10 protein-coding genes and 1 pseudogene are annotated in these 10468 nt (G+C 73.3%); 5 read left to right on the forward strand and 6 right to left on the reverse strand.

Features of this window, described 5'->3' with window-relative positions:
- Positions 1-231: 231 nt before the first annotated feature.
- Both GA0115242_RS02955 and GA0115242_RS02960 read left to right on the forward strand, forming a co-directional pair.
- The gene (locus tag GA0115242_RS02955) at positions 232-903 is read left to right on the forward strand and encodes a FadR/GntR family transcriptional regulator (RefSeq protein ID WP_093824164.1); all 672 of its coding nucleotides are present in this window, start codon (positions 232-234) and stop codon (positions 901-903) included.
- A 193-nt stretch (positions 904-1096) separates the two neighbouring features.
- Positions 1097-2077: a PAC2 family protein gene (locus GA0115242_RS02960; protein ID WP_093824165.1), complete on the forward strand. Its 981-nt coding sequence runs from the start codon at positions 1097-1099 to the stop codon at positions 2075-2077.
- 87 nt (positions 2078-2164) lie between these two features.
- Here GA0115242_RS02960 and mshC read toward each other — a convergent pair whose 3' ends face one another.
- The 4 genes from mshC to GA0115242_RS02980 all read right to left on the reverse strand — a co-directional run bounded on the left by mshC (position 2165) and on the right by GA0115242_RS02980 (position 5771).
- On the reverse strand, positions 2165-3394 hold the full coding sequence (gene mshC / locus GA0115242_RS02965) for a cysteine--1-D-myo-inosityl 2-amino-2-deoxy-alpha-D-glucopyranoside ligase (protein WP_093824167.1): 1230 nt from the start codon (positions 3392-3394) through the stop codon (positions 2165-2167).
- 249 nt (positions 3395-3643) lie between these two features.
- Positions 3644-4462 (reverse strand): SCO1664 family protein, encoded by an 819-nt coding sequence (locus tag GA0115242_RS02970; protein WP_176729729.1) that lies wholly within the window; start codon positions 4460-4462, stop codon positions 3644-3646.
- The gene (locus GA0115242_RS02975; protein ID WP_093824171.1) at positions 4426-5016 is read right to left on the reverse strand and encodes a DUF3090 domain-containing protein; all 591 of its coding nucleotides are present in this window, start codon (positions 5014-5016) and stop codon (positions 4426-4428) included. The genes GA0115242_RS02970 and GA0115242_RS02975 overlap by 37 nt, the downstream gene beginning before the upstream one ends.
- 68 nt (positions 5017-5084) lie before the next feature.
- Positions 5085-5771 (reverse strand): histidine phosphatase family protein, encoded by a 687-nt coding sequence (locus tag GA0115242_RS02980; RefSeq protein WP_093824173.1) that lies wholly within the window; start codon positions 5769-5771, stop codon positions 5085-5087.
- 62 nt (positions 5772-5833) lie between these two features.
- On the opposite strand from GA0115242_RS02980, the gene corA reads away from it, so the two are divergent.
- Entirely contained in the window at positions 5834-6829 is a 996-nt protein-coding gene (corA, locus tag GA0115242_RS02985) for a magnesium/cobalt transporter CorA (RefSeq protein WP_161352975.1), read from the forward strand.
- Positions 6830-6847: 18 nt separating this feature from the next.
- On the opposite strand, the gene GA0115242_RS02990 is transcribed toward corA, so the two are convergent.
- Together GA0115242_RS02990 and GA0115242_RS02995 are read right to left on the reverse strand one after the other, a co-directional pair.
- A complete protein-coding gene (locus tag GA0115242_RS02990) occupies positions 6848-7636 on the reverse strand; it encodes a ferritin-like domain-containing protein (RefSeq protein WP_093824178.1) in 789 nt (262 codons plus the stop codon).
- A gap of 242 nt (positions 7637-7878) precedes the next feature.
- On the reverse strand, positions 7879-8934 hold the full coding sequence (locus tag GA0115242_RS02995) for an LLM class F420-dependent oxidoreductase (protein WP_093824175.1): 1056 nt from the start codon (positions 8932-8934) through the stop codon (positions 7879-7881).
- Between the two features lie 169 nt (positions 8935-9103).
- Here GA0115242_RS02995 and GA0115242_RS03000 point away from each other — a divergent pair, with 169 nt between their 5' ends.
- Complete coding sequence (locus GA0115242_RS03000; protein ID WP_093824180.1) at positions 9104-10090, forward strand: aldo/keto reductase; 987 nt, start codon at positions 9104-9106, stop codon at positions 10088-10090.
- Positions 10087-10468: pseudogene (locus GA0115242_RS03005) on the forward strand (DNA helicase RecD); the annotation flags it as partial. The gene GA0115242_RS03000 and the pseudogene GA0115242_RS03005, both read left to right, overlap by 4 nt.

Genomic DNA, 10468 nt, shown 5'->3' on the forward strand with positions numbered 1-10468 from the left:
CCCGCGACCCCCGCCGCCCCGGGTGAGGCGGGGTCGGGACCCGTCCGCGCGCCGGGGGGGCGGCGGGGCCGGGAACGGCGGGAAGCCGCCCTTCCGCTTCGGCGGGCCCGGCGAAGCGGACGCCCCTGGTCCGGGCCGCCTTCCGGGTGCGAGGAACGGGCGGGAAGCCTCCATAATGATCCGATACATCGGATGTCTTCACGGCATGTGGGAACGACAGGGAGGCCCGTCATGGCAGTCACCGACGAGGCGATCGAGAAGATCAAGGCCATGATCGTCTCCGGCGCGCTGCGGCCGGGCGACCGGCTCCCCAAGGAGAGCGAACTCGCCGCCGATCTGGGGCTGTCGCGCAACTCGCTGCGCGAGGCGGTCCGCGCCCTGTCCCTGATCCGCATCCTGGACGTGCGCCAGGGCGACGGCACCTACGTCAGCAGCCTCGATCCGCAACTGCTTCTGGAGGCGCTGAGTTTCGTCGTCGACTTCCATCGCGACGACACCGTCCTGGAGTTCCTCGCGGTGCGCCGCATCCTGGAACCGGCCGCGACGGCGATGGCGGCCTCCCGGATCAGCGAGCAGCAACTGGACGCGCTCGCCCTCCAGTTGGACCGGCTCGGCGCGGCGCCCTCGGTGGAGGAACTGGTGGCGTCCGACCTCGACTTCCACCGGGGCATCGCGAGCGGCTCGGGCAACGCGGTGCTCTGCTCGCTGCTGGACGGGCTGTCGGGGCCGACCACCCGGGCCCGGATCTGGCGGGGGCTGACCCAGGAGGACGCGGTGGCGGGGACGCTGCGCGAGCACCGGGCGATCCTGGCGGCGCTGCGGGACCGGGACGCGGAGGCGGCGCGGTCCTGGGCGACGGTGCACATCGCGAGCGTGGAGCAGTGGCTCAGGTCGACGCTGTAGGCGGGTCATCGGAGGTGTCGGGGCGATCCGGGACGGCGGGGCCGGTGGGCGGCGGGGGTGCGGCCGGGGTGTTCCGGGGGGCCGATCGGGGCAGTGATCCGTTCACTGCCCCCGTGCGAGGGGGCTGCGGGCGCCCTTGTCGCACGCCGTAAGGTTGGGACGTACGCGAGGGCACGTCGGAAGGAGGCGCTGGGTGATCGAGCTGGAGGGGGTTCCCGAGCTGATCGACCCAGTGATGGTGGCCGCGTTCGAGGGCTGGAACGATGCCGGGGACGCCGCTTCCACCGCGGTCGCGCACCTGGACAGGGAGTGGAAGGGCGAGGTGTTCGCGGCGCTGGACGCCGAGGACTACTACGACTTCCAGGTCAACCGGCCCACGGTGTGGATGGACGCGGGCGTGCGCAAGATCACGTGGCCGACGACCCGGCTCTCGGTGGTCAGGATCGGCGGCGAGAAGCCGCGTGACCTGGTGCTGGTCCGGGGCATCGAGCCGTCGATGCGCTGGCGCTCGTTCTGCAACGAGCTGCTCGGGTTCGCGCACGAGCTGGGCGTGGAGCTGGTGGTGGTGCTGGGCGCCCTGCTGGGTGACACCCCGCACACCCGTCCGGTCCCGATCAGCGGGACGACGTCGGACGCTGATCTGGCGCAGCGGATGGACCTGGAGGAGACCAAGTACGAGGGCCCCACGGGCATCGTCGGGGTCCTCCAGGAGGCGTGCACGCACGCGGGGGTGCCCGCCGTCAGCCTCTGGGCGGCCGTGCCGCACTACGTGTCGCAGCCGCCGAACCCGAAGGCGACGCTGGCGCTGCTCAACCGGCTGGAGGACCTCATCGACGTGCGGATTCCGCTGGGCGAGCTGCCCGAGGACGCGCGTGCCTGGCAGGTGGGCGTGGACCAGCTCGCGGCGGAGGACAGCGAGGTCGCGGAGTACGTGCAGTCGCTGGAGGAGGCCCGGGACACGGCGGAGCTGCCGGAGGCGTCCGGCGAGGCGATCGCCCGTGAGTTCGAGCGGTATCTGCGGCGCCGCGACGGCTCGGGGCCGGGCGGCGGGCACGCCACGGCCGACGGCAACGACCCGCCGGCGCCGTACCTGCGGGACAACCCGGGCGGCCGCACCCGCCCGCCGAAGCCGCCGAAGCCGGGCACGGACGACGACGACCCGTCGGACGACTGACCTCAGGTCCCGCGGCGGCCGCGATCACACACGAGGGCGCCCCTTCCGCAGCGGAAGGGGCGCCCTCGTGCGCGGTGCCCGGCCGGGTTACAGGGCGACGCCGAGCAGCGCGTCCACGGCGCGCGAGACGACGCCGGGCGCCCCGGTGTCCGTGCCGCCCCCGGTGTCCTGGCGGGCGGCCCAGCGGTCGACGGCGGCCAGCGCCGCCGGGGCGTCCAGGTCCTGGGAGAGCGCCTCGCGGATCTCCTCGACGAGCGCCTCGGCGGACGGTCCGTCGGGCCGGGAGACGGCGGCACGCCAGCGGTCGAGGCGGTCCACGGCGTCCTGGAGCACCTGGTCGGTCCACTCCCAGTCGGAGCGGTAGTGGTGGGCGAGGAGCGCGAGGCGGATCGCGGCGGGGTCGACGCCGTCGCGGCGCAGCGCGGAGACGAAGACGAGGTTGCCCCGCGACTTGGACATCTTCTCGCCGTCGTAGCCGACCATCCCGGCGTGGACGTACGCCTTGGCCATGGGGAACTCGCCGGTGAGCACCTGGGCGTGGGAGGCGCCCATCTCGTGGTGCGGGAAGGCGAGGTCGGAGCCGCCGCCCTGGATGTCGAAGCCCATGCCGAGGTGGTCGAGGGCGATGGCGACGCACTCGATGTGCCAGCCGGGGCGGCCGGGGCCGAGCGAGGCGCCGTCCCAGCTCGGTTCGCCGTCGCGGGCGGCCATCCACAGCATCGGGTCGAGGGGGTTCTTCTTCCCGGGCCGGTCGGGGTCGCCGCCGCGCTCGGCGGAGAGCAGCCGCATGGCGGCGGCGTCCAGCCGGGAGACCTGGCCGAAGTGCGGGTCGGACTCGACGGAGAAGTAGACGTCGCCGTCGAGGTCGTAGGCGGCGCCCGCGTCACGGAGCCGTTCGACCAGCGGCACGATGCCGGGTATGGCCTCGACGGCGCCTATGTAGTGGCGCGGGGGCAGCATCCGCAGGGCGGTCATGTCCTCGCGGAACAGGGCGGTCTCCTGCTCGGCGAGGGCGACCCAGTCGACGCCGTCGCGTTGGGCGCGTTCCAGCAGCGGATCGTCGACGTCGGTGACGTTCTGGACGTAGTGGACCTGCCGCTTGGTGTCGAGCCACACGCGCTGGACGAGGTCGAACGCGTTGTAGGTCGCCGCGTGACCCATGTGGGTCGCGTCGTACGGCGTGATGCCGCAGACGTAGAGACGGGCGACGGGACCGGGGACGAGGGGGACGAGCCCACCCGTGGCGGTGTCGTGGATCCTCAGGTCGCGGCCCTGACCAGGCAGGGCGGGGACCTCGGAAGCGGGCCAGGCATGCATGTCATGAGCGTAACCGGACGGAACTTCCGGATACGAACCGGACCTGCCCCATCTGGCCGGTGGGGCGCTCTTGCGCGGCACCCGCCGCATGTGCTGGCGGAGTTCCGCCGGGACCTGTCCGCCGTTCGCGCCGCTGCCCGGTGACGGCCGTGCCGCGTCCGCCGCGCGCACGGCGCCGCACGGCGGACGGGTCAGGCCGGACCGGTGAGGCCGGACCGGTGAGGCCGGACGGGTGAGGCCGGGCGGGGCCTAGAGGGGCGGCCAGGGGATGGCGGGCCACTCGCCGCTGGGTTCGGGGTGGGTGCCGGAGGCCAGCAGGGCGTCCACCCGGGCCCGGGTGGCGTCCAGTTCGGCCGCGGTGATCAGGGGCGTCAGCCGGGCCGTGAGGTCCCCTGCGGGGCCCAGGGCGTCCGCCAGGCCCCGCAGGACGGTGACGGCCTCCGCGGTCAGCGGCTCGCCCGCCCAGCCCCACAGCAGGGTGCGCAGCTTGTTCTCGGTGTTGAAGGTGACGCCGTGGTCGATGCCGTAGAGCCGCCCGTCGGCCGCGGGCAGCAGATGGCCGCCCTTGCGGTCGGCGTTGTTGATGACGGCGTCCAGGACCGCGAGCCGCCGCAGCCGCTCGTCGTCGGCGTGCACGAGCAGCGCGGTCCTTCCCTCGCCGACGTCGGCGAAGCCGATCGCCTTCCAGCCGGGACCGGGTTCCTCGGCGTCCACCAGGCGCAGCAGATCCTCCCCCGGCCCGCCCTCGATCCACCGCTGGCACATGCCCTCGCCGTAGGGTCCGTCGCGCAGCACGGTGGCCGGGACGAGGCCCCAGCCGGTGGCCTCGGAGACCTCGTAGGCGGCGACCTCGCGCTGGGCGAGGGTGCCGTCGGGGAAGTCCCAGAGGGGGCGTTCGCCGCGGACCGGCTTGTAGACGCAGGTGACTTCTTCACCCGCGTGGGCGACGGCGCAGTAGAGCACCGCGTTGGAGGCGTCCCGGATCTGGCCGCGGACGGTCAGTTCACCCCGGGCGAGGTGTTCGGCCGTGCTCACGCTCCCCGGCGGTATCCGTTCTGGCGCGGACATACGTGTCCTTCCGGGTCGAGCGGGAGGCTGCACAGCGGGCAGGGCGGCCGTCCGGCGTTGACGACGTCCAGGGCGCGCTTGGCGAACGCCCGCGCCTGGGTGCCGGTGAGGCGGACCCGCAGCATCGGGGGGCCGTTCTCCTCGTCCTGGAGCAGCCGCTCCTCGGCCTCGGCGAGGTCCTCGTCGGTCTCGGCGTCCAGCTCCACCAGGGCCTGCGCCTCGACGATCATCCGCTGTCCGTCGCCGTCCCAGGCGAGGGCCATGGTGCCGACGCGGAACTCCTCCTCGACGGGGGCGTCGAGGGGCGCGGTGTCGGAGACCTCGGTGGGGGTGACGGCGGGTACGGCGGCGCTGCCCCCGCTGCGCCGGACGACCTCGTCGAGGAGTTCGTCCATGCGTTCGGCGAGGGCGGCGACCTGGGTCTTCTCCAGGGCCACGCTGGTCACCCGGGCGCCCGCCGTGGCCTGGAGGAAGAACGTACGGCGTCCGGGCAGTCCGACCGTACCGGCCACGAAGCGGTCCGGCGGGTCGTAGAGGAACACCTGACGGGACACGTCCTGTCTCCTGGAGTCGTGGATGGGGCGCCGCTACTGCGACCGCTTCACCCTACTGCGCCCGACGATCACGGTGCGCCCGCGCCGCCGCCGACCGGGGCGTCGTCGGCGGGCGGGGTGGCGCGCGGGGCGAGCGAGGCGAAGTCGCCGGTGTCGCCGAGGCGTACGAGAAAGGGCCGCAGCCGGGTGTAACGGATCGCTGTGATGGAACACGGTTCTACGGAGATCCGCTGGAAGAGGTCGAGATGAAGTCCGAGAGCGTCCGCGACAAGGGACTTGATGATGTCGCCGTGGGAGCACATGAGGTAGACGGCGTCGGGGCCGTGGTCGCGCTCCACGCGCGCGTTCCACTCGCGCACCGCCTCGGCGGCGCGCGTCTGCATGGCGCGCATCGACTCGCCGCCGGGGAAGGCGGCGGCCGACGGGTGGGCCTGGACGACCTCCATCAGGGGTTCGCCGGAGAGTTCGGCGAGCTTGCGGCCGGACCAGTCGCCGTAGTGGCACTCGCCGATCCGCTCGTCGCTGTGCGCGGTGAGTCCGGGGCGGGCGTCGAGCAGGGGCGCGACGGTCTCCTGGCACCGTTGCAGGGGGCTGGCGACGACCTCGGAGATCGGCAGCGCGGCGAGCCGGCCGGGCAGCGCCGCGGCCTGTGCGGCGCCGCGCTCGTCCAGGGAGACGCCGGGCGTCCAGCCGGCGAGCACCCCCTCGGTGTTGGCGGTGGATCGTCCGTGCCGGACCAGGATCAACGTGGGCATGCGGCCCAGGGTAGGCACTCCACGGGGTGCGTGGGGACGCTGGTGACGGGAGAATACGCTCCGTGATCGTCGACTGTGCCATCTACCGGGACGGGCGCCGCACCGAGGGACCGGAGGACTTCTCCGACGCCCTCGACGAGGCGCGGGCGGCCGGCGGGTTCGTGTGGATCGGTCTGCACGAGCCGTCGGAGCGGGAGTTCGGCCTCGTCACCGAGGAGTTCGGGCTGCATCCGCTGGCCGTGGAGGACGCCCTCAAGGCCCACCAGCGGCCCAAGCTGGAGGTGTACGACGACTCGCTGTTCATGGTGCTGAAGCCGGTGCAGTACGAGCCGGAGAGCGACGTGGTGACCACCGACGAGGTGATGGTCTTCCTCGGTGACGCCTTCGTGGTGACCGTCCGTCACGGCGAGGGGGCGGCGCTGCGGGGGGTGCGGCGGCGCCTGGAGAAGGACCCGGAGATCCTGGAGAAGGGGCCGACGGCGGTGCTCTACGCGATCTGCGACGACGTCGTCGACCACTATCTGGACGTGGCGTCCGAGTTGCAGACGGACCTGGAGGAGCTGGAGGCGGAGGTGTTCTCGCCCGACCAGGGCGGCTCGCGGCACACCGCGTCGCGGATCTACACCTTCAAGCGGCAGATCCTGGAGTTCCGGCGGGCGACGGTGCCGCTGATGCCGCCGCTGACCCGGCTGGCGGGGCTCGGCACGGCCGGTCTCGCGGTGCCGTTCGTGCACCAGAAGGCGCGGCCCTTCTTCCGGGACGTCAACGACCACCTCGCGCGCGTGAACGAGTCCGTGGAGGGCCTCGACCGGCTGGTGTCGGACATCCTGTCGGCGCACCTGGCGCAGATGAGCGTGCGGCAGAACGACGACATGCGGAAGATCTCCGCGTGGGCGGCCATGGCGGCGGTGCCGACGATGATCGCGGGCATCTACGGCATGAACTTCGACCACATGCCGGAGCTGCACTGGGTGTGGTCGTACCCGGCGGTGATCGTCGTCATGGCGGTGCTCGAGGTGCTGCTGTACCGGACGTTCAAGCGGCGCGGCTGGCTGTAGCGGCCGCCGGATGCGGATTCAGGCGAACTCGGGGGCGCCGGTGGCCCGGCCGCCGAGCGGGTCGCTGTGCTCGGGCGGCCGCAGGGTGACCATCCGGCGCCAGCCCGCGAGCCGTTCGTAGGCGTGGACGGCGTGGATCCCGGCCCGCAGCGCCGCCGCCCTGGGCCTCGACCAGCCGAGGACGGCGCCCATGTGCGCCATCACGGCCAGACTGACGTCCCGGTAGACGCGGATCTCGGCGAGGGCGCAGGTCCGCAGGGTGCGCTGGATGGCCCGGCCGTGGCCCGCCGCGGCGAGCCTCAGCAGCTCCTCGTGGCAGTAGGCGAGGTGGTTGTCCTCGTCGGCGGAGATCATGCGGACCGCGCGGCCGATGTCGGGGTGGTCGGCGAAGCAGCGGCGCAGCAGCCGCATCTGCTCGGACGCGCGCTGCTCGGTGACCCGGCTGTGCGCGAGGTAGGTGACGATGTCCTGGACGCTGAGGGGGGTGTCGGCGCGGAGCCGGTCGTGGGCGAGGCCGATGCCGCGGGCCTCAAGGAGCATCGTGTAGTCGGTGTCGGGCGGCACCGGAACGGGCGTCAGGCCGCGCTTGCCGAGCAGGGCGTTGAAGATCCGGCCGTGTTTGTCCTCGTCGGCGCCGTGCCGGGCGATCTTGGGGGCGAGGGCGCGCTCCTCCGCGGGGACCAGGGCGGCGATCCTGCCGTTCTCCCAGCCGCCCTGGGACTCCCCGCCGGCGGCGATCGAGCAGAAGAGGGCGAACGACCGGTCGTCGTCGAGCATCTCCTGGAACAGACTCTTGGCCGAAAGCATCGTGACCACCTCTCCGCAGGATTCCGCAGCGGCGCGGAGTACTCCTCCGAGAGCGAGTCAAACGGGGCGTCCGGCGGGGTGCAACAGGGGTGTCGGGGCACTGCGCCGAAAGGAGCACAGCGGCCGGGCCGCCGCGGGGCGTAACCCGGGGCGCGCCGGCGCGTTGTTCTCCGTGACGGCCGTGGCGGGGAAGACCCCCGAGCCCCCACCACGGCCGTAGGAACCTCCGGCCCCGCCCGGGGTCAGGCCAGTCCGGCGCGCTCCAGGGCCTCGGTGCCCGCGCGCAGGGCGGCGAGCCGCTCGTCGAGGGTGAACCCGGCGGGCGCGAGGGTCAGGGTGGTGACCCCGGCCGCCGCGTACTCGGTCATCCGGTCCGCGATCCGCTCCACGGAGCCCAGCAGCGTGGTCCGGTCGATCAGCTCCTGCGGGACGGCCGCGGCGGCGGCCTGCTTCTCCCCGGCGAGGTAGGCGTCCTGGATCTCGTCGGCGGCCTGCTCGTAGCCCATGCGGCGGGCGAGCTGGTTGTAGAAGTTCTGCTTGCGGCTGCCCATCCCGCCGACGTAGAGCGCGGTGTAGGGGCGGAAGGTGTCGGCGAGGGCGGCGACGTCCTTGTCCTCGCCGAGGGCGAGCGGGAGCGTCGGGCACACGTCGAAGCCGTCGAGGGTCAGACCGGCCTTCTCGCGGCCCGCGCGCAGCGGGCGGATCGCGGTCTCCGCGAGGTGCTCGGCGGCCGGGAAGATCAGCAGGGCGCCGTCGGCGATCTCGCCGGTCTGCTCCAGGTTCTTCGGGCCGATCGCCGCGATGTAGAGCGGGATGTGCTCGCGCTCGGGGTGCACGGTCAGCTTGAGGGGCTTGCCGGGGCCGCCGGGCAGCGGCAGCGTCCAGTGCCTGCCCTCGTAGGAGAGGCGCTCGCGGGTCATCGCCTTGCGGACGATCTCCACGTACTCCCGGGTGCGGGCCAGCGGCTTGTCGAAGGTGACGCCGTACCAGCCCTCGGAGACCTGGGGGCCCGAGACGCCGAGGCCGAGCCTGAACCGGCCGCCGGAGAGGGAGTCGAGGGTGGCGGCGGTCATCGCGGTCATGGCCGGCTGCCTGGCCGGGATCTGGAAGATCGCGGAGCCGACGTCGATGCGTTCGGTCTGGGCGGCGACCCAGCTGAGCACGGTCGCCGCGTCCGAGCCGTAGGCCTCGGCGGCCCAGCAGACGGCGTACCCGAGCCGGTCGGCCTCCTGGGCGACGGCCAGGTTGTCGCCGTCCATTCCGGCACCCCAGTAGCCGAGGTTGATCCCGAGCTGCATGCCCAATCCCCTTACCGATCAGTAACGTCCGTGTCCGCCGACCCTAGCGCGCGGGAGCCGTCCCGGGCAGTGGCGGGGCGCCGACCGGACCCACCTGGGGCGCTGCCTGTGGAAACTGCTCGTCCACAGGCCCCCACTCCGCTGGTCGCGGCCAGTAATGTCGGCGTTCATGGAGCAGAGGCATCTCGGCCGGACCGGCCTTCGCGTGTCCCGTATCGGGCTCGGCACCCTCACCTGGGGCCGGGACACCGACGAGCACGACGCGGCGGACCTCGTGAAGACGTTCTGGGAAGCGGGCGGGAACCTCGTCGACACGGCGGACGTGTACGGCGACGGCGAGGCCGAGTACCTGCTGGGGCGTCTGATGGAGGGCCTGGTGCCGCGCCGGGACCTGGTGATCTCCACCAAGGCGGGCGGGGTGGCCGATCCCGACCGCAGGTTCGACGGCTCGCGCGGCCATCTGCTCTCCGCGCTCGACGCCTCGCTGGCCCGCCTGGGCACCGACTACGTCGACATCTGGCACCTGCACGCCTTCGATCCGCACACCCCGCTGGAGGAGAGCCTGCACGCCCTTGACCTGGCGGTCTCCAGCGGGCGGGCCCGGTACGCGGGCGTGGCGAACTTCTGCGGCTGGCAGCTCGCCAAGGCGGGCACCTGGCAGCTCGCGGCGCCGAGCATACGCACCCGGCTGGCCAGCACCCAGATGGAGTACTCCCTGCTCCAGCGGGGCGTGGAGCGCGAGGTGCTGCCGGCCGCTCTCGACCTGGGCATCGGCCTGCTGCCGTCCTCCCCGCTGGGCCGCGGGGTGCTCACCGCGAAGTACCGGGGCGACGCCCAGCCGCCGGGGTCGCGCGGCGCCTCCGACCACCTGGCGCCCTTCGTGGAGCCGTACCTCGACGACACCGCGAGCCGGATCGTCGACGCCCTGCAGACCGCGGCGGACGGTCTCGCCGTGACGCCCCTCCAGGTCGCCCTCGCCTGGATCCGCGACCGTCCCGGCGTGGCCGCGCCCGTCATCGGTCCGCGCAACGCGCGCCAGCTCACGGCCGCGTTGTCAGTGGAGGCGCTTAGTCTTCCTGACGAGATCTGCCGGGCGCTCGACGACGTGTCGGCTCCGGTGCACCGCTATCCCGATCACGACTGGAGCACGCTGTGAGCACGGAGCCCGAGACCCCGGCCACCACGGAGACCCCGGAGGTCACGGAGGTCACGGAGCCGGAGGCGCCGGGGGGCGCGGGAGACACCGGGGGCGCGGGGACGGGCGGGAGCCCCGAGGGGGACGCGGCGGAGGGTGACAGGACGGAAGGTGCCACGACGGAGGGCGACGGGGGCGGCGGGGGTGCCAAGCAGCTGACGGAGGCCGAGGCGGAGCTGGCCGCCCAGCGGGTGGAGCGGGAGCGGATCGCCCGGCGCAAGGCGGAGCGGCAGGACGCCATCGACAGCGGCGCCAAGCTCAGCGGCAAGGCCGCCGACCTGCTCGCGGCGGTGCGGGCCGTGGAGAGCGGCCGGCCGCCCTCGTCGACCGTCTTCAGCG

This window comes from Streptomyces sp. SolWspMP-5a-2 (assembly GCF_900091845.1).
In the GTDB taxonomy this organism is placed as follows: domain Bacteria; phylum Actinomycetota; class Actinomycetes; order Streptomycetales; family Streptomycetaceae; genus Streptomyces; species Streptomyces doudnae.